Origin of the sequence: Amycolatopsis mediterranei, assembly GCF_026017845.1 — a bacterium.
Classification (GTDB): domain Bacteria; phylum Actinomycetota; class Actinomycetes; order Mycobacteriales; family Pseudonocardiaceae; genus Amycolatopsis; species Amycolatopsis mediterranei.
In genome coordinates this window covers 10,462,608-10,485,827 of sequence record NZ_CP100416.1, presented here as the reverse complement: position 1 = coordinate 10,485,827, position 23,220 = coordinate 10,462,608, and the positions used below count along the sequence as shown (strand labels likewise).

General features: G+C 71.2%; 23 protein-coding genes. 12 read left to right on the top strand and 11 right to left on the bottom strand.

Annotation, left to right across the window (positions count from 1 at the left end):
• Positions 1-45 precede the first annotated feature (45 nt).
• Positions 46-576, top strand: coding sequence for an RNA polymerase sigma factor (locus tag ISP_RS47550; protein ID WP_230468660.1), 531 nt, complete (start codon positions 46-48; stop codon positions 574-576).
• The gene (locus ISP_RS47545; RefSeq protein ID WP_013230988.1) at positions 573-1,271 is read left to right on the top strand and encodes a hypothetical protein; all 699 of its coding nucleotides are present in this window, start codon (positions 573-575) and stop codon (positions 1,269-1,271) included. The genes ISP_RS47550 and ISP_RS47545 overlap by 4 nt, the downstream gene beginning before the upstream one ends.
• Here the strand turns inward: ISP_RS47545 and ISP_RS47540 are convergent.
• Positions 1,264-1,902, bottom strand: coding sequence for an HAD family hydrolase (locus ISP_RS47540; RefSeq protein ID WP_013230987.1), 639 nt, complete (start codon positions 1,900-1,902; stop codon positions 1,264-1,266). The genes ISP_RS47545 and ISP_RS47540 overlap by 8 nt on opposite strands.
• A gap of 66 nt (positions 1,903-1,968) precedes the next feature.
• Here ISP_RS47540 and ISP_RS47535 point away from each other — a divergent pair, with 66 nt between their 5' ends.
• The 5 genes from ISP_RS47535 to ISP_RS47515 all read left to right on the top strand — a co-directional run bounded on the left by ISP_RS47535 (position 1,969) and on the right by ISP_RS47515 (position 8,242).
• Positions 1,969-2,427 carry a MarR family winged helix-turn-helix transcriptional regulator gene (locus tag ISP_RS47535; RefSeq protein ID WP_013230986.1) on the top strand — a complete coding sequence of 153 codons (459 nt, stop codon included), beginning with the start codon at positions 1,969-1,971 and terminating at the stop codon, positions 2,425-2,427.
• The gene (locus ISP_RS47530) at positions 2,417-3,634 is read left to right on the top strand and encodes an MFS transporter (RefSeq protein WP_013230985.1); all 1,218 of its coding nucleotides are present in this window, start codon (positions 2,417-2,419) and stop codon (positions 3,632-3,634) included. Before ISP_RS47535 ends, ISP_RS47530 begins: the two co-directional genes overlap by 11 nt.
• Before the next feature lie 108 nt (positions 3,635-3,742).
• Positions 3,743-5,809, top strand: a complete 2,067-nt coding sequence (locus ISP_RS47525) for a PhoX family protein (protein ID WP_013230984.1) — start codon at positions 3,743-3,745, stop codon at positions 5,807-5,809.
• Positions 5,810-5,880: 71 nt separating this feature from the next.
• Positions 5,881-7,551, top strand: a complete 1,671-nt coding sequence (locus ISP_RS47520) for a DUF7850 domain-containing protein (RefSeq protein WP_235190543.1) — start codon at positions 5,881-5,883, stop codon at positions 7,549-7,551.
• 13 nt (positions 7,552-7,564) lie between these two features.
• Positions 7,565-8,242 carry an SDR family oxidoreductase gene (locus tag ISP_RS47515; protein ID WP_013230982.1) on the top strand — a complete coding sequence of 226 codons (678 nt, stop codon included), beginning with the start codon at positions 7,565-7,567 and terminating at the stop codon, positions 8,240-8,242.
• Here the strand turns inward: ISP_RS47515 and ISP_RS47510 are convergent.
• Entirely contained in the window at positions 8,239-9,546 is a 1,308-nt protein-coding gene (locus tag ISP_RS47510) for an amidohydrolase family protein (protein WP_013230981.1), read from the bottom strand. The two genes, ISP_RS47515 and ISP_RS47510, sit on opposite strands and share 4 nt — an antisense overlap.
• A 58-nt stretch (positions 9,547-9,604) precedes the next feature.
• Complete coding sequence (locus tag ISP_RS47505; RefSeq protein WP_013230980.1) at positions 9,605-9,796, bottom strand: hypothetical protein; 192 nt, start codon at positions 9,794-9,796, stop codon at positions 9,605-9,607.
• A gap of 743 nt (positions 9,797-10,539) precedes the next feature.
• Between ISP_RS47505 and ISP_RS47500 the strand changes: the two genes are divergently transcribed.
• The gene (locus tag ISP_RS47500) at positions 10,540-10,884 is read left to right on the top strand and encodes a phage holin family protein (RefSeq protein WP_013230979.1); all 345 of its coding nucleotides are present in this window, start codon (positions 10,540-10,542) and stop codon (positions 10,882-10,884) included.
• Here the strand turns inward: ISP_RS47500 and ISP_RS47495 are convergent.
• Positions 10,881-11,534, bottom strand: coding sequence for a response regulator (locus ISP_RS47495; protein ID WP_013230978.1), 654 nt, complete (start codon positions 11,532-11,534; stop codon positions 10,881-10,883). The two genes, ISP_RS47500 and ISP_RS47495, sit on opposite strands and share 4 nt — an antisense overlap.
• Positions 11,531-13,330, bottom strand: a complete 1,800-nt coding sequence (locus ISP_RS47490) for a sensor histidine kinase (protein ID WP_013230977.1) — start codon at positions 13,328-13,330, stop codon at positions 11,531-11,533. Before ISP_RS47490 ends, ISP_RS47495 begins: the two co-directional genes overlap by 4 nt.
• A gap of 173 nt (positions 13,331-13,503) precedes the next feature.
• Between ISP_RS47490 and ISP_RS47485 the strand changes: the two genes are divergently transcribed.
• Both ISP_RS47485 and ISP_RS47480 read left to right on the top strand, forming a co-directional pair.
• Positions 13,504-14,205, top strand: coding sequence for an ABC transporter ATP-binding protein (locus ISP_RS47485; protein WP_013230976.1), 702 nt, complete (start codon positions 13,504-13,506; stop codon positions 14,203-14,205).
• Entirely contained in the window at positions 14,202-16,451 is a 2,250-nt protein-coding gene (locus tag ISP_RS47480; RefSeq protein ID WP_013230975.1) for an ABC transporter permease, read from the top strand. The genes ISP_RS47485 and ISP_RS47480 overlap by 4 nt, the downstream gene beginning before the upstream one ends.
• Before the next feature lie 108 nt (positions 16,452-16,559).
• Here ISP_RS47480 and trmB read toward each other — a convergent pair whose 3' ends face one another.
• The 6 genes from trmB to ISP_RS47450 all read right to left on the bottom strand — a co-directional run bounded on the left by trmB (position 16,560) and on the right by ISP_RS47450 (position 21,527).
• Complete coding sequence (trmB, locus tag ISP_RS47475) at positions 16,560-17,255, bottom strand: tRNA (guanosine(46)-N7)-methyltransferase TrmB (protein WP_013230974.1); 696 nt, start codon at positions 17,253-17,255, stop codon at positions 16,560-16,562.
• A 62-nt stretch (positions 17,256-17,317) separates the two neighbouring features.
• Positions 17,318-17,887, bottom strand: a complete 570-nt coding sequence (locus ISP_RS47470; RefSeq protein ID WP_013230973.1) for a hypothetical protein — start codon at positions 17,885-17,887, stop codon at positions 17,318-17,320.
• A gap of 159 nt (positions 17,888-18,046) precedes the next feature.
• On the bottom strand, positions 18,047-18,802 hold the full coding sequence (locus ISP_RS47465) for an ABC transporter permease (protein ID WP_013230972.1): 756 nt from the start codon (positions 18,800-18,802) through the stop codon (positions 18,047-18,049).
• A complete protein-coding gene (locus tag ISP_RS47460) occupies positions 18,799-19,713 on the bottom strand; it encodes an ABC transporter ATP-binding protein (protein WP_013230971.1) in 915 nt (304 codons plus the stop codon). Before ISP_RS47460 ends, ISP_RS47465 begins: the two co-directional genes overlap by 4 nt.
• Before the next feature lie 108 nt (positions 19,714-19,821).
• On the bottom strand, positions 19,822-20,571 hold the full coding sequence (locus tag ISP_RS47455; protein WP_013230970.1) for an ABC transporter permease: 750 nt from the start codon (positions 20,569-20,571) through the stop codon (positions 19,822-19,824).
• A gap of 17 nt (positions 20,572-20,588) precedes the next feature.
• Complete coding sequence (locus ISP_RS47450) at positions 20,589-21,527, bottom strand: ABC transporter ATP-binding protein (protein ID WP_013230969.1); 939 nt, start codon at positions 21,525-21,527, stop codon at positions 20,589-20,591.
• A gap of 197 nt (positions 21,528-21,724) precedes the next feature.
• Between ISP_RS47450 and ISP_RS47445 the strand changes: the two genes are divergently transcribed.
• The gene (locus tag ISP_RS47445; RefSeq protein ID WP_013230968.1) at positions 21,725-22,312 is read left to right on the top strand and encodes a TetR/AcrR family transcriptional regulator; all 588 of its coding nucleotides are present in this window, start codon (positions 21,725-21,727) and stop codon (positions 22,310-22,312) included.
• The gene (locus tag ISP_RS47440) at positions 22,309-23,220 is read left to right on the top strand and encodes an SDR family NAD(P)-dependent oxidoreductase (protein ID WP_013230967.1); all 912 of its coding nucleotides are present in this window, start codon (positions 22,309-22,311) and stop codon (positions 23,218-23,220) included. Before ISP_RS47445 ends, ISP_RS47440 begins: the two co-directional genes overlap by 4 nt.

Here is a 23,220-nt window from a genome sequence, read left to right as displayed (position 1 = left end):
GCGTGTTGCACTAAACCGGTGGGGCGGGGTGGGCGTTGGCGGGGCGTGAGTGCGAGTGTGGGCGAAAGCGCGCCGGGGGACCTGGGCGTGCCGACCTTCCACGACCTCTTCCGCGAGTACTTCGGCCAGATGACCCGGCTGGCCCACCTGCTCGGCGCGGACGACGCGGAGAACGTGGCGCAGGAGGCCTTCGTCAAGCTCCACCAGCGCTGGGACTCCCTGACCGACCACTCGCGGGTGGCCGGTTACCTCCGCACGATCGTGGTGAACATGTCGCGCTCGCGGACCCGGCACCTGCGCGTCGTCCGGCGGACCCCGCAGGATCGGCCGCCGGACGAGCTGTCGGCCGAGGTCAGGGCGGTGGCGAACTGGGAGCACCAGCGGCTGCGCGCGGTGCTGGTGCGGCTGTCCCGGCGACAGCGCGAGGTGCTGGTGCTCCGCTATTGGCTGGACCTCAGCACGGCGGCCATCGCGGAGACCCTGGGAATTTCCCAGGGCACGGTCAAGGCGACGACGCACCACGCGATGGAGAATCTGCGCAAGCACCTGGGGGACGACCTGGGAGGTGAGCGATGACCGACCTCGAACGCAAGCTGGCCGAGACGCTGCGGGAGCAGGCCGGGGAGGTCACGCCCAACCTCGACGCGGCCTGGGCGGAGCAGCAGCGGAGGCAGCAGCGGCGGCCACGCCGCCGCCGGGCCGCGGTGTGGGGCGCCCCGCTGGCCGCGGTGCTTGTGGTGCTGACGAGTGTGCTGCTGGCCACGCAGGTGAACACGGGCCAGGCCCCACCGCCAGCGGCGCACCCCGGCGAGCCGCTCGTCCTGCCGAAGCCGGAGTACCTGACATTGTCCGCGCTGCAGGTGACGGATACTCCGGCCGTCATCACCACGTTCGCCGGCCAAAGCAACACCTGGTCGACCTACGTCTTCACGGCCACGGTCGCCGGTGCGCCTCGCTTCTGCTTGGCCGCGGTGCCGAGGGGTGATCAGCTCATTCCCGATGCGCCGCAGTACGGGACGAAGTCGCCGCTGTGCATGCCGATCGCCGACCGCGGGGACCTCCTCGCCGGATACGTCGGCGAGGACGGTGGTCCGCTGCCGGCAGGCAAGGCGGTGTATGTCGTCGATCCCCGACGGCGGGCAGACCTGCGGCTGTTCGATGCGGCGGGCAACTTGAGCCAGCCCCAGTCCGACGCCAACGTGGGGGATTACCTTGCCTATCTCACCGACGTGAATCCGGGTTCGCCGCCGGTGCGCTTCGAGGTCAGCTGAGCCCCAGCGCCCCCGGCAGGTCGGTGATCTTCTCCACCACCGCCGTGGCCTGCTTCAGCACCTCGGGGTCCGGCGGGAAGTGCGGGTTCGGCACCGCGTACACCGCCATCCCCGCGGCCAACGCCGACCGAAGCCCGTTCGTCGTGTCCTCCACCGCCGCGCACTCCGACGGCGCCACCCCCAGCAACTCCGCCGCCCGCAGGTACACATCCGGCGCCGGCTTCCCCGCCCCGACCTGCTCGGACGACACCGCCGCCCCCACCGGCAGGCCCGTCACGTCCAGGAACCCCTTGATCAGGATCACCGGTGACGAGCTCGCGATCGCCACCGGCCACCGCGCCGACACCTGCCGCACGACGTCCACCGCGCCCGGGATCAACGGTGGCTCTTCCGCATACCGAGCAGCCATCCGCTTGACCACGAGCGTCGCGATCTCCGGCGGCGTGAGCTGCGCGCCCAGCTCTTCCACCAGGTAGCGGGCCCATTCCGGGGTGCTCATCCCCTGTAGCGCCCGCGTGGCCTCGTCGCGCCAGGTGCCGCCGTGCTCGGCGACGACCGCGCGCCGCACTTCGTCCCAGATCCGCTCGGAGTCCACCAGTACGCCGTCGAGGTCGAAGATCACCGCGTCCATGGCCCGAGCCTAGCCTGTGAGCCGACTTACTTAGCCACCCTTACTAATTTTTGTTAGCCTGGCTAAGTGACTTCCGCGATCACCGATCTCGCCCACCGGCTGCGGCCGCTGGTCTTCCGCCTGTACCACCAGGTGCGCCGCCAGACCCCGCAGCTGACGCTGACCCTCACCCAGGGTTCGGTGCTGAGTGAGCTGGTCAACGGCGGTCCGCGCCGGATGAGCGCGCTGGCCGAGTTCGAACGGGTCAAGCTGCCGTCGATGACCGACGTCGTCGGCAGGCTCGAACGGCTCGGGCTCGCGACCCGCCGTCCGGACCCCGCCGACGGCCGTGCGGTGCTCGTCGAAGTCACCGACGAGGGCCTGCGGTTTTACGCCGAACTGGTGACGGCTCGCGAGGAGTTCCTCCGCGAGCGGCTGATCGCCATGGACGACACCGACCGCGCCGCGATCGAAGCCGCCCTGCCGGCTCTCGCCAAGTTGCTCGTTGATGCCAAGAAGGAGGCACTGATCAGCGATGAGCGCTGAACACCACTCGAGCCTGCTGGACGCCGTCAAGGGCCAGCCCAAGCAGGTGTGGATCACCGCGTTCGCCGCGGTCATCGCCTTCATGGGGATCGGCCTGGTGGACCCGATCCTGCTGTCCATCGCCAAGGGCCTGGACGCGACGCCGTCGCAGGTCACCTTGCTCTTCTCGTCCTACCTCGGCGTCCAGGTCGTCGCGATGCTGGTCACCGGCGCGGCGAGCGCCCGCTTCGGCGCGAAGCGCACGGTGCTCGCCGGGCTGACGCTGATCGTCGCCGCCACCGCCCTCTGCGCGGCCGCCGGATCGATCGAGCAGCTCGTCGGGCTGCGCGCGGTCTGGGGTCTCGGCAACGCGTTCTTCATCGCGACCGCGCTTTCGGTGATCGTCGGCGCCGCGACCGGCGGTCAGTCCGGCGCGATCCTGCTCTACGAGGCCGCCCTCGGCGTCGGCCTGTCGGTCGGCCCGCTGCTGGGCGCGCTGCTCGGCTCGATCTCCTGGCGCGGCCCGTTCCTCGGCACCGCGATCCTGATGGCCGGCGCGCTCGTGCTGTGCGCGGTCTTCCTGAAGAGCGACAAGCACGAGAAGCGTGAGCCGATCAAGCTGCTCGACCCGCTGCGCGCGCTGAAGCACACCGGCCTGCTGCGCACCTCCGTCGCCTCGGCGCTCTACACCGCCGCGTTCTTCGCGGTGCTCGCCTGGTCGCCGTTCGTCCTCGGCTGGAGCGCGATCGCCGTCGGCCTGGTGTTCTGCGGCTGGGGCCTGTGCGTCGCCGTCGCCGGGGTCGCCCTCGCGCCGCGGCTGGCCGCCCGGCTCGGCGAGCGGCACGCCGCCGCGGCCGCCGTCTTCGGGTACGCCGTGCTGATGCTGGTCCTCGCCGTGCCGAGCAAGCCGGTGCTGGTCGCCGGGATCATCGTCTCCGGGCTGGTGTCCGGCCTGCTGAACACGCTGTTCACCGGCACCGCGATGTCGATCAGCGAGGCGCCGCGCCCGGTCGCCAGCGCGGGCTACAACTTCTGCCGCTGGCTGGGCGGCGCGGTCGCCGCGACGCTCGTCGGACACGTCGCCGAGTGGTTCGGCTCGCCGCAGGCGCCGTTCGTCGCCTCGGCCGTGCTGTGCGTCGTCGCGGGCGCGCTGCTCTCGCTGCGGGAGAAGAAGGCGGACCCGCACACCCTGCCGAAGGAAGCGGTGCTCGTCGGCGAAGAGTTCTGACACTCCGTTCGGAGCAGCAGTACACCTGCCGTTCACGTGAATGTCTGGAATGGCTGGTTTTGGGAGCTTAGGTTCAGTTAGTCCCCGAACTCCCACCATGGAGGCGAAGTGCTCGACCGCCTGCTCCCGCTGTTCCCCGCCCACCCGGGCGGGCGCTCCCCGGTCACCTGCGAGTACCGCTGCGGCAACGCGTGCGCCCACCCGGAGGCGAACGAGACCGACAACGAGTACTTCGGCGACGTCGTCAAGGACATCTCGCGGCGCCGGGTGTTCAAGGCCGGCGCCGTGATGGCCGCTGCGGCCGGGGGGTTCGCCGCCCTGTCCGGCACGGCGGCGGCCGCGCCCGCCGCGCCCGCTCCGAGGCCGCCGCGGCCGGTGCCCGGCACCGACTTCACGCCGGTCCCGCCGAACAAGCTCGACGCGGTCAGCATCCCCGACGGCTACGCCCAGCGCGTCGTCGTCCGCTGGGGCGATCCGGTGGTCGCGGGTGCGCCGAAGTTCGACTTCACCAACCAGACCGCGGCCGCGCAGGCGAAGCAGTTCGGCTACAACAACGACTTCGTCGGCCTGATCCCGCAGGACCCGCTGGGCCTGTCGAACCTGCTCGTGGTCAACCACGAGTACACGACCGAGGTCCACATGTTCCCGGCCGGCCAGTACGACCCGGCCAACCCGACCGAGGAGCAGGCGAAGATCGCCTGGGCCGCGCACGGCCTCTCGGTGCTGCAGGCCCGTCGCGACCCGATCCACGGCGGGCTCGAGGTCGTCCCCAGCCGGTACGGCCGCCGGATCACCCTCGACACGATCTTCGAGGTCCGCGGCCCGGCCGCCGGCTCGAAGTTCCTCCAGACCTCGGCGGACCCGAGCGGGCGCAAGGTCCGCGGCACGCAGAACAACTGCTCCGGCGGCGTGACGCCGTGGGGCACGGTGCTTTCCGGCGAGGAGAACTTCGACCAGTACTTCGCCAACTCCGACAAGGTCACCGACCCGGTCGCGGCGGCGCGGCTCAAGCGCTACTCCGTCGGTGCCGGCCCGAGCACCCGCAAGTGGGAGCGGTTCGACAAGCGCTGGGACGTCTCCCAGGAGCCCAACGAGCCGAACCGGTTCGGCTGGGTCGTCGAGATCGACCCGAACGACCCCGACTCGACGCCGGTCAAGCACACCGCGCTCGGCCGGTTCAAGCACGAGGCCGCGAACATCAAGATCACCGCCGACGGCCGGGTCGCCGTCTACTCCGGGGACGACAGCCGCTTCGAGTACATCTACAAGTTCGTCTCGAAGGGCAAGTACAAGCCGGGCACCAGCGCGCACGCGCGGCGGCACAACTCGGCGTTGCTCGACGAGGGCACGCTCTACGTCGGCCGCTTCACCGGCGACAGCCCGGCCGCGGAGATCGACGGCAAGGGCACGCTGCCCGCCGACGGCGAGTTCGACGGCACCGGCGAGTGGATCCCGCTCGTCAGCGGGGACAAGTCCTTTGTGGACGGCTTCACCGCCGAGGAGGTCTACGTCTTCACGCGCCAGGCCGCGGACAAGGTGGCCGCCACGAAGATGGACCGGCCGGAGGACATCGAGCCGAACCCGGTCAACGGCCGGATCTACGCGGCGCTGACCAACAACAGCGACCGCGGCGCGACGGGCAAGGCCGGCGTCGACGAGCCGAACCCGCGGGTGGGCAACAAGAACGGCCACATCCTGGAGTGGGAGGAGGACTGCGGCGACGCGGCCTCGACCCGGTTCTCCTGGCGGCTGCTCCTGGTCTGCGGCGACCCCCAGGCGGCGGACACCTACTTCGGCGGGTTCCCGAAGGACCAGGTCAGCCCGATCTCGTGCCCGGACAACGTGGCCTTCGACCGGCACGGCAACCTGTGGATCGCCACCGACGGCAACGCCCTCGGCGCGAACGACGGCCTGTTCTCGGTGCCGGTCACCGGCCCGGAGCGCGGGCACGTCAAGCAGTTCCTGTCGGTGCCGGTCGGCGCCGAGACGTGCGGCCCGGTGGTGACCGACAACCTGGTGCTCGTCGCGGTCCAGCACCCGGGTGAGAACGCGACGAGCTCGGCGAACCCGACGTCGCACTGGCCGGACGGCGGCACCGCGCAGCCGCGCCCGGCCATCGTCTCGGTGTGGAAGAAGGGCCGCTTCGGGCTGCCCGGCCGGATCGGCGAGCGCTGACGCACCGGGTCCGCACCGGCCGAGGTTCAATGAACCTTGTTCAGCCTGACCGGAACAAGGTTCACTCTTAAGTGGACGGTTCTCGGCCGGTGCGGGCCCGCGCCGCGCGCCATAGTCGAGAGGTGATCTTCTCGCGGCGCACGGCAGCGGTGGCGGTGGTGGCGATCGCGGCGGCGGTCGTGCCCGCGTCCGCGTCCATCGCCGAGGACGCGCCGCCGGTCTGCGGCGGTCTCGCGGCGAACCCGAGTGTCGAGCTCGCGGCCCGCAACGGCGCCCCGGACGGGTACGTGTTCGCTCCGGCCGCCCCCGTCCCGCCCGGCACACCGGCCGCGAAGGTGCCGAAGCTGCTGACCGAGCGGGAGTACGCCGTCGACGGGCAGCGGGCGGCGGTCGTCCAGACGCCGGACGGCAAGACCAGCACCGCCTACCAGACCGAGCGGTTCGTCCCCGGCGGCGTCTACGGCCTCAGCGTCTGGACCGCTTCGCGCGCGCCGAGGTACGAACCGGCCACCGGCCTGCGGTTCTACGACGCCACCGGCACGCAGATCCAGGAGACCAAGCTCGTCGCCGGCCACTACGCCGGCGACGGTGCCCTCGTGCGGCAGGACTTCCCGGCGGCGACGGCGCCGTCGAAAGCGGCCGCGGTGAAGTTCTTCGCCACGACCACCCTCGACCGGCTGCACTGGGACTGCGTCGACCTCCAGCTCGCGGCGTACTCGGTGAAGAAGGAAGTGCAGAACCCGGCGACCGGCGCGTGGGCCTCGTTCGCGACGGTCACCGCGGGCGAAACCGCGCACTACCGCGTCACGGTGACCAACGAGGGCACCGAAGACCTCACCGGGATCACCGTGCAGGACCCGTGGTGCCCCGGGACGTTCGAGCCGTTCGCGCTGGCCGCCGGCGCGAACCGGCAACTGACCTGCGACCACCCGGACCTCACGGTGGCCGACAGCGGGCACGTCAACACGGCGAAGGTGACCGGCGTGCGCTACCCGGGCGGCACGCTCGGCGACAAGACGGCGTCGGCGACGATCACCGTCCTCCCGCCGCCGGCCATCGCGAAGATCGGCGACTTCGTCTGGGCGGACCGCAACCGCGACGGCCTGCAGGACCCGGACGAGCCCGGCGTCGCGGGCGTCAAGGTGACGCTGAAGGACGGCGCGGGCGGCACGATCGGCACCGCGACGACCGACGACAAGGGCAAGTACGGCTTCGAGAAGCTGAAGGACGGCACGTACCAGGTGTGCTTCGCCGTCCCGGCGGACTTCACGGTGACCCGCCGCGACGCCGGCAGCGACGATCGCGATTCGGACGCCGACCCCGGCGGCTGCACCGCGCCGCGCACCGTGGGCGCGCCGTCCCACGAAGACTTCGCGGTTGACCTCGGGCTGCTCTCCCCGACCAACCGGATCGGCGACTTCGCCTGGGCCGACACGAACGGCAACGGCGTGCAGGACGCGGGCGAACCGGGCCTCGCCGGCGTCAAGGTGGTGCTGAAGGACGCGAGCGGCAAGCAGGTGGCCAGCGTCGTCACCGGCTCCGGCGGGACGTACGGCTTCGACGGCCTGGCGGACGGCACGTACCAGGTGTGCTTCACCGCGGAAGGCCGGCACCCGACGGCCAGGGGCGTCGGCGACGCCGCCCGTGATTCCGACGCGGACCTCGTGTCCGGCTGCGCGGAGCCGCGCACCCTCGGCCCGGCCAAGCGCGAAGACCGCACGGTGGACGTGGGCTTCGCGTAGCTACGGTGGGGGCATGACGGATCTTCCCCTCGCCCTGGTGACCGGCGCGTCCCGCGGAATCGGTGCGGCGGTCGCCCACCAGCTGGCCCCGACGCACCGCCTGCTCCTCGGCGGCCGCGACGCCGACGCACTGGCCGCGCTGGCGAAGGAGCTCCCGGGCGCGACGCCGTGGCCGGTGGAGCTGACGGACCCCGCTTCGCTCGCTTCGGCGGTCGCGGACATCTCGTCCCTGGACGTCCTGGTCCACTCGGCGGGCGTCGCCCGGCTGGGCCGTATTGAGGAGGCTTCCGCCGACGCGTGGCGCGACAACTTCGAGGTCAACACCCTGGCGGTGGTCGAGCTGACCCGCCTGCTGCTCCCCGCACTGCGCGCGGCCGGCGGCCACGTGGTGGTGATCAACTCGGGCGCGGGCCTGAACGCCCGCCCGGGCTGGTCCCCGTACGCGGCGAGCAAGTTCGCGGTCCGCGCCTTCGCCGACGCCCTCCGCGAGGAGGAGCGCGACATCCGCGTGACCTCGATCTACCCGGGCCGCACGGACACGGAGATGCAGCAGGCGATCTTCGCGGGCGAAGGCCGCGAGTACGACACGGCGCACCTGCTCAAGGCGGACTCGGTGGCCACCGCGGTGGCGACGGCGGTGGCCGCCACCCCGGACGTCCACCCGACGGAGGTCATCCTCCGCCCGCGCTAGACCCGCAGCCGGGCCGCCGTCTCGGCCACGCCGGCCTGCACCTTCGCCCGGTCCACCTTCACCGATTCGCCGTCGGCCACCACCTGCTCGCCCGCGACCCACACGTCCCGCACCCGCCGCGAGCCGGCCGCCCACACCAGGTTCGACAGCAGCTGCACGTCCGGGACATCGAGGCCGCACGCGAACGCCGGGTCGTCCAGGTCGACGTGCACCAGGTCGGCCCACCGGCCCGGCTCCAGCGCCCCGATGTCGTCGCGGCCCAGTGCCGAAGCGCCGCCGCGAGTTGCCAGCAGGAACACGTCCGCCGCCGTCAACACCGTCGAGTCGCCGGTGGCCAAGCGGGCGAACATGGCCGCGAGCTGCAGTTCTTCCCACAGGTCGAGGTCGTCGTTGGACGCCGGGCCGTCGGTGCCCAAGCCGACCGCGACCCCCGCCGCGCGCAGGTCCGCGATCCGCGCGATGCCCGAAGCCAGCTTCGCGTTCGAGCCCGGGCAGTGCGCCATGCCGACCCCGTGCGCGGCGAACAACGCGATGTCCTCATCCGAGAGGTGGATCGAGTGCGCCGCCAGCACCCGGCCGTCCAGCATGCCCAGCTCGCGAAGCAGGGCCGGGACCGAACCGTGCGAGGCACGGACCGCCGTGTCCTCCGCCGCCGCCTCCGCCACGTGGATCTGGACCAGCGCGCCCCGCGAAAGCGCCGACTCCGCCGTCGCCCGCAGGCCTTCCGGGGACAGCATGTACGCCGAGTGCGGGCCGTAGCCCAGCTCGATGCGGTCGCCGTGGCCGAAGCGGAGGCCGTCCGTGTCGATCCAGCGCTCGATGCCGGCCAGCTGGGCACGCCAGTCGAGCCCGGGCAGCTCCATCACCGGCGGCGCGACCAGCACGCGGCCGCCCGTCGTGAGGACCGCGTCGACCAGTTGCTCGCCTTCGAAGTACATCTCGGCGCTGGTCGTGACGCCGTGGCGGAGCATCTCGACCGAGCCGAGCAGCATGCCGGTGCGAACGTCCTCCGGGCGCAGCTTCGCCTCGGCCGGCCAGATGATCTCGTTGAGCCAGGGCAGCAGCGGCAGGTCGCCGCCCATGCCGCGCAGCAGCGTCATCGGGCTGTGTGCGTGCGTGTTGACCAGGCCGGGCAGCAGGATGCCGGTCAGGGTGGTGACCGGTGCGGCGGATCCGGGGGCGGTGGCCGCCGGTCCGCAGTAGGAAATGCGCCCATCGGCGTCGACATCGACGACCGCGTCACGGAGAAGCGAACAGGACGGATCGGCCGGGAGAACGACAGGGGCGTGGAAACGGCGTGGCATCTCTGGATACTACGCACCCGCGACGGGCCTCCCGAGACCGTCGCCGCCCTCGGTGGTGTCAGACGAAGCGGATCACTTCCTGGTCCCCCGAGCTGTGCCGGATCACCACCTCGCCGCCCTTGCTCACCGCTTCTTCGAGGACGGCGTACACCTGCAACGCCCGGTTGATCGTGTCGGTCTTCGAATCGCCGGTGAGTTCGACGGCCCGGTCCAGGGCTCGCGACGCACGGGGGACCAGGTTCACGGTCACCCGCTCCAGGCCACCGCCGCCACCGCCGCTGCGAGGCGGCGGCTTTCCGGGAGCGGTTTTCGCTTCACCGAGTTCGTTCGTTACCGACCCACTTTTCGGTGTCACGACAACCGTCCTTTCGTATGCGAGGCGCGGTCCCCCAATGGCCGGCCCCGGAGCACTTCGCCGAGCTCGGCTGCGTCACTGCAGCCGGTACTCGTCGGAAGCGACGTTCGGCGGACAAGTGCGTCACCCGGAGGTCTCGTACCTCCAGGTTCATGCTCATCATCCGCGTGTCGCGTGTCCTCTGTCAAGCTGAAGCGCGTATGAGAGATGCGCTTGAGATGCATGTTACCTAAGCATCTTACCCGTGGGTAGCGGTACGTAGTCATGGCCCCTCGCGATCGACTGAACCAATTAGCCCGGTGGTCTGTTCGGTCTTCATTAATCAATTGAACGTTCGCCGTCGCGAAATCGCTACAACATCCTTTGTGGATCGGCGGTGGCCGAGAGGCTCGGCCGCGCTGACCACGTTGTCGGCGGCGGTGTCGCTCCGCCGGTGTCCCGGCGCGCGGCGGCTCGAGCAGAGTTGACAAAAACCTGACGACCCGCGCGGCGCAGGAGCCAAATGTATTGATCTTCTATTACTCTCTGTACTCGCTTCGGGCATCACTTCACCGCATTGGTGGTACGGTGTCGACCAACTACGAGGGACCGTCCGTCCGGTGCACCCCCGCACCGGTCAGGGAAGGTGAGGGAGATCGGTGGACGAGGCGATCGAGACGGACCTGTCCAAGGCTGAGCCGAACCCCTCGGGACGCGCCGAGGTGCGCGTCGAGCGCGTCAAGGTGAGAGGGCGCCTCAAGATCGCGTTCGGCCCGCTGTCCGGCGAGGCCGAAGGCGAGGTCGACGCGGGTGACGCCGGAGGCCGGATCGCCTACGCGTGCGCGGCCGCGATCATCGTCGGCATTTCGGTCCTCGCCGCGTTCGGCGTCGCCTTGACCGGGATGTCGTTGCACTGGCCCGCTTGGCTGTCGGCCTTGCTCGTCGGGCTGGTCTTCGCGCTCATGGCCACGTTGCTGCTGGTGTGGCGGAGGGACAACGGCTAGGAAACGACTCCGCTCCGCCACGCCCAGGCCGCGGTCTCCACCCGGTTCCGCGCGCCGATCTTGCTCTGCACCGACGCCAGGTGCGTCTTCACCGTCGACAGCGACATGAACAGCTCCGCGCCGATTTCGGTGTTCGTCAACCCGCGGGCGGCCGCCTTGACGACGTCCAGCTCCCGGGCGGTCAGCGGCTCGGAAGGGGGCTTGACCTGGCGCTTCGCCGAGCCGGACCCGTCGAAGTGCTTGAGCAGCCGCACGGTGATCTGCGGCGAAACCAGCGCGTCGCCGCGGTCGGCCGCGCGAACCGCTTCGATCAGCAGGGCCGGGCCCGCGTCCTTCAGCAGGAAGCCGGACGCGCCGTTGCGCAGGGCCGTGTGCACGTACTCGTCGAGGTCGAACGTCGTGACGACGACCACCTTCAGCGGGTCGGTCACGTCCGGGCCGGCCAGCTGCCGGGCCACCTCCAGGCCGTCGAGGCCGGGCATGCGGATGTCGAGCAGGCAGACGTCCGGGCGCAGTTCGCGGGCCTTCGAGACCGCCGAGACGCCGTCCGCGACGTCGGCGACGACCTCGATGTCGTCCTGCGCGTCCAGGATCATGCGGAACCCCATCCGCACCATCTCCTGGTCGTCGGCGATCAGTACCCGGATCACTCGTCCCCTTCCGTGTCTTCTCCGGCCGCCAGCGGCAGCCAAGCTTCGACGCGCCAGCCGCCGTCCGGGCCCCGCCCGGCCGACAACCGGCCCTTGAGCAGCGCGACGCGTTCGCGCATGCCGACCAGACCGTAGCCGCCCGATCCACCGGCCGGCCGGTGCACTGTCGCACGCCCGTTGTCGGTCACCCGCAGGTGCAGTTCCACGCCCCGCACTTCGGCGGCGACGAACGCCTCGGTCGCGTCGGCGGCGTGCTTGCCGACGTTCGTCAGCGACTCCTGCACCAGCCGCAACGCCGAGCGGCCGACCTCGTGCGGCAGGTCCGGCGGCAGGTCGAGGTGCATCGACGTCGGGACGCCGTGGTTGGCGCTGTCGACGAGTTTCCGCAGGTCGGCACCGAGATCGGTGGTCGCCTGCTCGCTGAACTCGCTCGACCCGGCCGGCGCGTCGCCGCGCATCGAGCGGACCAGCCGCCGCATTGCCGCGAGCGCCTCGACACCGGCGTTCTCGATCCGGCCCATCGCGTCCACCGCGATCTGCGGGTTCTTCTCGGCCATCAGCCGCGCGGCCTGCGCCTGCACGACGATCCCGGTGACGTGGTGGGCGACGATGTCGTGGAGCTCGCGGGCCAGCGCCATCCGCTCGGCGGTCTGCGCGTCGCTCACCGCGGACTGCACGGCCTGGGTGCGTTCGGAGTCCCGCGACCGCAGCATCAGGCCGACGGCGATCGAGATGCCCAGCATCAGCGTCGCGGCGAAGGCCAGCACCGACAGGACTTGCGGATCGGTCTGCAGCCCCCGTCGCGCGTCCGAGTTGAGGATCGCCCCGAGCGCGACGACGCTCGAGAGCACCGCGACCCGCCGCCAGGACTGGCCCAGCCCGCGCGCCCGGGTCAGGTTCACCACCACGCCCATGCCGGCGACGATCTGCGTGGCCGGAATGCCGCCGGGTACCGGGTAGTCGTAGGAGTGCAGCTGCAGGAACGGCGTGACGATCGCGGACAGCAGCATGATCCCGGCGAGGCCGAGGAGCGCGTCCGCGGGCCGCCGCGGGGACAGCACCGCGATCACGGCCGCGAGGATCGAGCAGAACAGGATCGGGAAGCCGCGGGCGGTGTTCGAGTACGTGTAGCCGAACTCGAAGAGCAGTGCGAAGCCGAGCAGCCCCATCAGCGGCCACTGCCCCATCGCCAGCTCGTTCACCCGGCGCAGCCGCCGCGTCCGCGGATCGGCACGCGGGCCGCGGTCGCGGGCGGCGATGGCGGGCACCAGCGGGCCGACGAGCAGCAGCAGGCCGAACAGCAGCGCCTGGGTGCCCGTGCCGCCGTCGATGTCGCCGACACCCCCGTACCGGCCGAAGACGGCGACGAGCCCCGCGACGACCAGGAAGCCGACCACGCAGAACGCCACACCCGCCCGCGCCCGGCGGGCCACGTAGTAGACCATCAGCACCCCGGCCACGACCTCGGTGATGGTCACCTTCGGCAGCACGCTGGAGTACGGCGGAATGTGCAACGTGTGGATGAAGAGGGTGGAAAAGATCAGCACCCCGCCACCCACCACCCCGGCGACGGCGGCGCGCTTCTGGGCCCAGAGCCCGCAGGCCGCCATCGCGAAGATGCACGGCAGCAGGCCGAAGTCGACGAAGCGCGGGCCGAGGTCGTCGAGCGCCGCCTGCGTCGTGTAGACGATGTCGAACAGCAGCGCGGCGAACAGGACGGCGGAGGGCACGCCGATGCGCCGCACCAGGGCGGTGGCGCGGGTGGAGAGCGTGTTCGAGGGGGGCGCGGCGGGCACAACGTGACGTTACGTGATTCCCCCGTCCCCGCACCTTGGCCGAGTGGCCCGCGCCCCCTCGGCCGATCGGCCGAGGCGGGCCGGGGCGGGACTGGCCGTCTGCCCGAAGTGGACACCCCCGGCTCTCGGCGAGGCTCGTCGGCATCAAGATCCGAGACCGCAGGGAGAACCTCGTGGACCCGAACACGCCACACGCGACGAACGGCCCGGTGCTGTCCGGCCGCGGGCTGGTGAAGCGCTACGGCACCCAGCACGCCCTGGCCGGCATCGACATCGACATCCAGCCGCGGGACGCCGTCGCCATCGTCGGGCCGTCCGGCTCGGGGAAGACGTCGCTGCTGCACGTCCTGGCCGGCATCCTCCGGGCCGACGACGGGCAGATCTTCCTGAGCGGGCAGCGGATCGACCACCTCGGCGAGAAGAAGCGCAGCGAACTGCGCCGGACCGAGTTCGGGTTCGTCTTCCAGTCGGGGATGCTGGTCGCGGAGCTGTCGGCCGAAGAGAACGTCGCGCTGCCGTCGCTGCTGGCCGGGCTCGGCCGCAAGGAGGCCATCGACGCCGGCCGCCAGTGGCTTTCGCGGCTCGGCCTGGCCGGCAAGGAGCGCCGCCGTCCCGGCGAGCTCTCCGGCGGCGAGGCCCAGCGCGTCGCGATCGCGCGGGCGCTGACCCATCGGCCGAAGGTGATCTTCGCCGACGAGCCGACCGGCGCGCTCGACACGCGCACCGGCCGCGAGACGATGGACGCCCTCCTCGGCGCCGCCCACGAGACCGGCGCCGCGGTGCTCGTGGTGACGCACGACCGCGAGCTGGCCGAGTCGATGCCGAAGACCGTCGCCATCCGCGACGGCCTGATCGCGACGAGGCTGGCGGCGTGAACTCCCTCCAGATCGCCCTGCGGGTGCTGCGGGTGGACCGGCGGACCCGGACGTCGGCGATCCTCACCGCGATCGGGGTGGCCGTCGCGACCGGGCTGGTGCTGCTGCTGGCGACGCTGCCGTTCGCCACCCAGAACCGCGAACAGCGGGCCCTCTGGCAGGGCGAGCAGTTCTACAGCCGCGGCTCCGACGGCCCGGTCAAGCTGCTCTTCAGCTCGTCGAAGGACTACTTCGACGGTCAGCAGATCATCCGGGTCGACGTCGCGCTGACGTCCGGGGCCACCGCGGCCGAGATCCAGCTGCCGCCGGGCGTGCCGCAGCTGCCCGGGCCGGGCGAGACCGTCGTGTCGCCCGCGCTGGGCCGGCTCCTGCAGGCCAACCCGGCCGGGCAGCTCGGCGACCGGTTCGGCAAGCCCGTCGGCGCGCTCGGCGAAGACGGCCTCCGGTTCCCCGAGCAGCTCGTCGCGCTGACCGGGCACACGGCGGACGCGATGCCGGAGCACGTTTCGCAGGTGCCGGCCTTCCCGAGCGGGAAGGCGCGCCCGGACGCCCTGCTCATGCTGCTGTCCTGGGTCGGGATCATCGTGCTGCTGGTGCCGAGCCTGGTGCTGGTCGCGTCGTCGGCCCGGCTGACCGCGGCCCGGCGGGAACGGCGGCTCGCCGCGATCCGGCTGGCCGGCGCGACGCCGGGGCAGGTCACGAACATGGTGGCCGCCGAGACCACGTTGTCGGCAGGCATCGGCGCGCTGCTCGGCCTGCTGATCAGCCCGGCGCTGCACGGCCTCGCGTCGTTCGTCCCGTGGGCCGGCGGCACCTGGCTCGCGTCCGACTTCGCGCTGCCGGTCGGCCTGACGGTGTTCATCGTCCTGGCCATCCCGGTGCTCGTGGTACTGGCCGGCGTCCTCGGTCTGCGCCGCGTCCTCAAGAACCCGCTGTTCGCGACCGGTGGCCACACGAAGAAGCCGTTGCACTGGTGGCGGCTGCTGGCCCTGCCCGCGGCCGGGGCGTTCTTCCTCATCGCCGTGACGACGGTGAAGCAGACCGGTGGCATCGGGCTGGTCATGGCGGGCCTGTTCTTCCTGGTCGGCTCGGCCGCCATCGTGGGGCCGTGGGTGACGTCGGCGGTCGGTGGCACGTTCGTCCGGATCTGGCGGCGCCCGTCCGCGCTGCTCGCCGGCCGCCGCCTGCGTGACGACCCGAAGGGCGCCTACCGGGCGTCCGCCGGGATCGTGCTGGCGGTGTTCGCCGGGTCGATGGCGCTGACGCTGCTGCCGACGTTCGAATCCATGGCCGGCGGCGGCCGCTCCTTCGCCGACCCCGTGCTCTACGTCGACACCGACAGCGGGCACGCGGGCAAGATCGCCGACCAGGCCAACGCCGCCCTGCAGAAGTACGGCCAGTCCGAGAAGGCGGTCGCGGTCGGCGAGGTCTACCTCGTCAAGGGCACGGGCGACAACCGCTACGGCCACCGCGCGCTGGTGCTGACCTGCGCCGACGCCGTCAAGCTGACCCGCTTCGGGCTCACGCCGGAGAACTGCGCGGGCGGCCCGGCCGTCTTCGGCGACTCGGCGATCGACCTGGCGCAGTACAAGCTCGCCGCGAGCTGGGACGGCCCGGCGGTGACCGCGAAGTCGGGGACGCGGGTGGAAGCCGTCCACTACCCCGACGCCGACCTGTCCGGCTCATTCGTCGTCGATCCGGCCGCGCTGCCGGACGGCTTCACGCCGAAGGACTACACCGTCGTCGCGCCGACCACCGACGCGAACCGCGAGACCGTCCGGACGGCGTTGGCCGGCCCGGCGGCGGGCGCGGAGGTCGGCAGCCGCGACCAGTACCTGTTCAACCAGCAGACCCAGCTCGGCGACCTGCGCCGGGTCACGGTGATCGGGCTGCTCGCGGCGGGGATCCTGGCCGGCTGCAGTGCCGCGGTCGCGACGGCCGGTTCGGTGATGGACCGCCGCCGCACGTTCGGCGCGCTGATGGCCGCGGGCACGCCGGTGCGGGTGCTGGCGAGGGCGTTGCGGATGGAAGCCGCGCTGCCGGCGCTGGTCGCCACCATCGGCGCGGGAATCGTCGGGGTACTGGTCGGTGTTGGGCTCTACAGCATGGTCGACGAGCGCGGCATCGTGCTCAGCCCGTGGCTGCTGGCGCCGGTCGTGCTCGGGGTCGGGGTGGCCCTGCTCGGCGCATCGGTCTGCACGCCCGCACTGAAGCGGGTCCAGGCCGAACCGCTCGCCGAGGAATGAGGCGTCCGCTCCTGGAGTCGGGGCCGGAGCGGATACCGGGGGTAGTGAGCTGAAGGGGACTTTCTCCGCAGGGGATCCGGAGAGAGTCCCCTTCAGCCTTTCCCGGAATCAGCGTCGTTCGAAGATCAAGTCGTGCGAGACGCGGCCTTCGACGTCCGCGCGCTGCTCGAACTTCGTCACCGGCCGCCACTCCGGCCGCGGCGCCCAGCCGTCGTACCGGTTGCGCAGCGCCGGTTCCGCGGAGCAGACCTCGAGCATCTGCTCGGCGTAGTTCTCCCAGTCGGTCGCCATGTGGAAGGTGCCGCCCGGCGCGAGCCGGGAGGCGACGAGGGCGGCGAACGACGGCGACACGATCCGTCGCTTGTGGTGCTTCTTCTTCGGCCACGGGTCCGGGAAGAACAGCCGCACGCCGTGCAGCGAGTCCGGCTCGACGTGCTCGGTCAGCAGCACGACGGCGTCCCCGTGCAGCAGCCGCAGGTTTTCGACGCCGAGCTTTTCGGCGCGCAGCATCAGCTGGCCGAGGCCCGGGTCGTAGACCTCGGCCGCGACGTAGTTGAGCTCCGGCGCCGCGGCGGCCAGCTGCGACGTCGTTTCGCCCATGCCGGAGCCGATCTCCAGCATCACCGGCGCCTCGCGGCCGAACCACGCGGTGAAGTCCAGCGGCCCCGCGGGCAGCTCGCTCACCGTGCGGCCCAGCTCGGGCCACAGTTCATCCCAAGCGCGCTGCTGCCCGACGGTCATCCGGCCGCCGCGCTTGACGTAGCTGACCACGCTGCGCAGCCGGGGTTGGTGCTCGTTTTCCACCCGCCGAATGTAGCCGGGCGCGCAGCGCCTCCGTTGAGGGTGGTGGCGGGGGCATGGATGGACTAGCGAACGGCTTCGAACACCCCGAGACGAGACCGCAGCCCGGCCAGACCCGCCACCGGGATCGGATCCGGCGTCCGCCCGGTGTGCGCGGGGAGGACGTCGATCCAGCCCGGGTGCCGGTCGGTGTTCATCACCGTCGTGGGAATCGCGTGCCCCGATTTCCCGCGTTCGGACGGCATGAACTCCCAGTAGCCGGATTCGCCGTCCGCGGCCCAGGGGACGAATTCCCACCCCGGGCGCGGGCCGAGCAGTTGCGCGATCCGGTCCTCGACGCGGAAACCCTGATCCCGCGAATCGAGCTTGCCGTCCGCCATCGCGCGCAGCCACCACGGCGCGGGGATCGGACCCGACATCCCGGCCGAAGCGCGGAACAGGGCCAGTACGGTGTCTTCGGGCGCGCGGTGCACCCACGCCCGGCGCAGTTCGGCGGGGCTCGCCGCCGTCATGGCGGCCTGCGGGAGTTCGATGGCCCGTGACCATTCGAGGTCCAGCATCGGTTCGAGCCGGGGAGCGTCGTCTTCGGCGCGGGCTCGCGGAATCGTGTTGCCCAATTCTTGACCGGTGTCCACCGTCAAGGATCACCTCCAGGGGGAGTTCAGACGGGTCCGGTGCGTTCCCTTATGAATCTTGCCTGGTCATAGCAGTATGTCCGGCGCCTGTGAGAGAAGCCACAGCTGTTTCACCTTTTGTTAACAAGGTTTTTTGCGGTATTGAGACCGCCGTCACGCTCAGGCGTCGCGCCGTGCCGTGACGAGTACGCCGGCCACGAACAGGGCAACGGTGATGGCCGCGAAGTAACCGGCGTAGCCCCACGGACCGAGCGGCGCGGACGGCAGCTGCAGCGGCCCGGTGGAGAAGCCCGCCGCCCCGACGAACTCGTCGGCGGCGTGGAACGGCATCCACTGGTAGACGTGCTTGCCCACGCCCGGGATGAAGACGAGCACGCCTTCGAGCACCTGCGTCCAGACGAGCACCACCGTCAGCGCGAAGGCGACGCTGCGCAGCAGGAGTGCGACGCCGACCCCGGCGACCGCGGTGAACAGGAAGACCAGGCTCTGGCCGAGCACCGAGCGCCACGCTGCGGCCGAGTGCAGCGCGAGGTCGGCGTCCGGCTGCACGAGCGACGCCAGCCCCCAGGAACCGAAGCCCACGACCAACCCCAGCACCGCGCCGAGCGCGGCGATGACCACCACCTTGGCCAGCAGGGCGGGCACCCGGCTCGGCACCGCCTGGAACGTCAGCCGCATGGTGCCCCAGTTGAACTCCGACGCCGTGGCGAGGACGGCGAGGACGAGCAGCACGGTCCGGCCGTTGCCGCTCGCGAGCTGGGTGTTGCCGACGGTCGGCGGGATCTCCGGGCCGGCCAGCGCGAAGAACAGCGCGGTGAAGCCGAGCGGCGCGATGATCGCGATGGCCAGGCACCACCAGGGCGCGCGGGTGCTGAAGAGCTTGATGCGCTCGGCGCGGAGCAGGTTGGCGATCATCGGGAGGCCTCCGAAGACGGCACCGCGAACTCGACGGCGTCACGGGTGAGGTCGAGATAGGCCTGCTCGAGCGAGCCGGTGAGGGGACTCAGCTCGTGCAGCGTCGCGCCGGCGTCGAAGGCGAGCTGCCCGATCCGGTCACTGTCCACCCCGGACACCACGAAGGCGCCGTCGGCTTCGGTGAACTCGGCCTGCCCGGTCAGCGCCGCCCGCAGCCGGTCGGCGTGCGGCGTGCGCACCCGCACGCCGTGTTCACTCGTCTGTGCGATGAACTCGTCCATGGTGCCCTGGTAGATCAGCCGGCCGCGGCCGATCACGACGAGGTCCTGCGCGGTCTGCGCCATCTCGGGCAGCAGGTGGCTGGACACGAACACGGTCCGGCCCTCGGCGGCCAGCGCGTGCAGCAGCTGCCGGATCCACGCCATGCCCTCGGGGTCGAGGCCGTTCACCGGCTCGTCGAACAGCAGCACGCGCGGGTCGCCGAGCAGGGCGGCGGCGATCCCGAGCCGCTGCTGCATGCCGAGCGAGTACTGCAGGACGCGCGTGTTGCCGACGCTCGTCAGCCCGACCAGCGTCAGCACCTCTTCGACGCGCTTGTCCGGGATGCCGTTGGTCGCGGCCAGCCAGCGCAGGTGGTCGCGCCCGCTGCGGCCGGGGTGGCGCCAGGTGGCGTCCAGCATCGCACCGACCGTCCTCAGTGGATCTTTCAGCTGCCGGTACGGGACGCCGTCGACGAGCACCCGGCCCGCGTCGGGGCGGTCGAGGCCGAGGATCAGCCGCATCGTCGTGGACTTGCCGGCGCCGTTCGGGCCGAGGAAGCCGGTGACGCGCCCCGACTGCGCGGTGAACGTCAGTTCGTTGACCGCGGTGGTGACGCCGTACCGCTTGGTCAGTGCGGTCGCTTCGATCATGGGCTCCCCCGTTCGTCCAGGGGAGCCTACTGCGAAACACCGGATCCGGGTCGCCCCCCGACAGCGCGACCCGGATCCGGTGTTTTCCCCTGTTTCCCCTTTTCTCCCCTATGCGTCCCGCTTTTTCGCGACCCCGAGCGCGACGAGCAGGAACACGAGCGCGATGCCGGCGAAGTACGCCAGCGCCCAGCCGGGGCTCAGCGGCGAGTCCGACGGCGCGGGGCCGTCGACGACCGCGGAGCCGCGGAGGAATTTGTTCGCCACGTTGAACGGCAGCCACTCGTGGATGTGGTGCCCGACCTTCGGGATGATCTGCACCAGCTCTTCCACGGCCAAGTAGTAGATGAGCAGCAGGGCGATCGCTCCGGCGCTGTGCCGGATGAGGACCCCGAGCGCCATCGCGAGCACGGCGCTGATCGCGAAGACCGGCCCCAGCCCGGCGACGTTCAGCCAGTCTTGGGTGCTGTGCAGGCCCAGGCCGTCGTTCGGCCGCATGAGCATGGCGAGGCCCAGCGCGCCGAAGGCGCCGATCTCGCCGATCACCAGCGCCACCACCGCGACGACGACGGCCTTGGCGATCAGCGCCGGCGAGCGGTGCGGCACCGCCTGGAACGTCGTGCGGATGGTGTTGAAGCGGTATTCGGTGGTCACCGCGAGCGCGGCGAGCACCATGACGACGGCGATGCCGAACTGGGAGCCGCCGAATTGGGTGGCCGACAGCGCGATGGGCGTGTCGGCGGACGACGCGCCGGCCAGGATGGCCGCGAAGCCGATGGTCAGGGCCAGGGTGATGATGGCGCACCACCACGGCGAGCGGGTGCTGAACAGTTTGATGCGTTCGACCGCGAGCAGGTTCATGATCTTGGTTTCCCCGGTTACTTGGCGGACTCGAGCACGTGCTGGGCCTCGGCGTCGAGACCGGTGTGGTACTCGACGGAGTCGCCGGTGATCTGCATGAAGGCCTGCTCGAGCGAGCCGGTCTGCGGGCTCAGCTCGTGCAGCACGATCCGGTTGGCGGCGGCGAGCTCGCCGATCTTGGCGCTGTCCATCCCGGACACCACGAGCGCGTTCGCCTCCTCGGCGATCCCGGCGCTGGCCCGCTGCAGGGCGTCCCGGAGCTCGGCCAGCTGCGGCGACCGCACCTTCACCGTGTTCTCCGCCGCGCGGGCGACGAAGTCTTCGGTGGACGACTGCGAAATCAGCTGCCCCCGGCCGATCACCACGAGGTTGCTCGCGGTCAGCGCCATCTCCGAAAGCAGATGGCTCGACACGAAGACCGTGCGGCCTTCCTCGGCCAGCCGGTGCATGAACTTCCGGATCCAGAGGATGCCCTCCGGGTCGAGGCCGTTCACCGGCTCGTCGAACAGCAGGACCTCCGGGTCACCGAGCAGCGCGGCCGCGATGCCGAGCCGCTGCGACATGCCGAGCGAGAACCCGCCGGCGCGCTTGCCGGCCACGCTGGTGAGGCCGACGGTGTCGAGCACCTCTTCGACGCGGGCCGCCGGGATGCGGTTGGACTTCGCCATCCACTGCAGGTGGGCGCGCGCCGAACGGTTGGGGTGCACCCACTTCGCGTCGAGCAGCGCGCCGACGGTGCGCAGCGGTTCCTTGAGGTCGTGGTACTTCTTGCCCCCGATGGTGACCTGGCCGCCCGTCGGGTTGTCCAGGCCAAGGATCATCCGCATGGTGGTGGACTTGCCCGCCCCGTTCGGACCGAGGAAGCCGGTGACCTGGCCCGCGGCCACGGAGAACGACAGGTTGTTCACCGCCAGCGTTTTTCCGTACCGTTTGGTGAGGCCCGTTGCCTCGATCATGACTGCTCCTCTTCCGCCCCTCGCTTACGACGCGTTCATCGTCGCGGGTCCGGGGCGGTTCGCGCGTCACCCTGAAGGCCGAACCCCTCCCCCTACCTGAGTAGTACCTTGCTGGCTCTTCGGCCGATGCGCGATGGGTGATGACCCTGAGTCGACCCTGATTCGACGTTATTAATGAACTGTGGTTCAATAATAACGTGGCCCGGCCGAGGAGCATCACCGACGAGCGGCTGCTGAGCGCGGCGGAGACCGTGATCGGCCGCTGTGGTCCCGGTTTCACGCTGGCGCAGGTCGCTGCGGAAGCCGGCGTCTCGGTCGGCACGGTCGCGCAGCGGTTCGGCTCGAAGAGCGGTCTGCTGCAGGCGATGAGCCGGCGGGCCACCCGGCGGGCGGTCGAGCAGATGCGGGAGAGCGCCGAGCGGGCGGACGACCCGGTCGACGGCCTGCGCGCCGCCGCGGTGTCGGTCTACGCGGGGCTCGGGGACGCCGAAGAGGCGGCGAACCACCTGGGCCAGCTCGGCGTGGACATCGGTGACCCGGTGCTGCGGTCGCTGCTGGGCGAGCACTTCACGGCGGTCGAAGACGAACTGCGGCGGCTGGTGCGCGCGGCGGCTTCTTCGCTGCCGCACGCGCCGAGTGTGCCGCGGGCGGCCCGTGCGGTGCTCGGGGTCATCAACGGGGTGTCGATCGACTGGTCGATCCGGCCGCACGGGCGGCTGGCCGACCGGCTGGCGGAGGACGTCGACGCGGTGCTGACCGCGTGGCGGGGACGGGAGGATTCATGAGCTTGGAAGGCAAAGTCGCGGTGGTCACCGGGGCCACCCGGGGCTGCGGGCGGGCGATCGCGGTGGAGCTGGGCCGCGCGGGCGCGACGGTGTACGTCACCGGCCGCACAACGCGCGAGACGGCGTCGCCGCTGAAGCGCCCGGAGACGATCGAAGAGACGGGCGAACTGGTGGAGGCCGCGGGCGGCAAGGCCGCGGTCGTCCGCTGCGACTTCACCTCCGTGTCCGATGTGGACGCACTGAGGGCGCGCATCGAGTCCGAAGTGGACGGAATCGACCTCCTGGTCGACGACGTCTGGGGCGGCGACATGTACTTCCACTTCGACGCGCCGTTCTGGGAGACGCCGCTGGAGGACGCGCTCAGCCTGACGCACAACGCCCTCGACACCCACCTCATCGCGCTGCACAAGCTGCTGCCCCTGGTGGTCGCCCGCCGTGGCCTGGTGCTGGAGGTGACCGACGGGGACAACGACGACTACGTCGGCGCGGGCCTCCCCTACTACCTGGCCAAGTGCGGCATCCGCGCGCTCGGCCGGGCGCTGGGCGTGGAACTGAAGAAGAACGACTGCGTCGGCCTCGCGGTGACCCCGGGGTTCCTGCGCTCGGAGTCGATGCTCGACCACTTCGAGGTCACCGAGGACAACTGGCGCGATGCGATCGGCAAGCTCGCGCCGGTCGACTTCAAGATCTCCGAGACGCCGTACCTGCTGGCCCGCGGTGTCGCGGCCCTGGCGCAGGACCCGGAGGTCGCGCGCTTCGCCGGGCAGACGCTGGCGTCGTGGACGCTGATGAAGGAGTACGGCTACACCGACGTCGACGGCGACCGCCCGGACTTCGGCCGCTGGCTGACCGAAGTCCGCAACGCGGGCAAGGACCCGGCGGCCACCCCGCCGGACGGCTACCGCTGA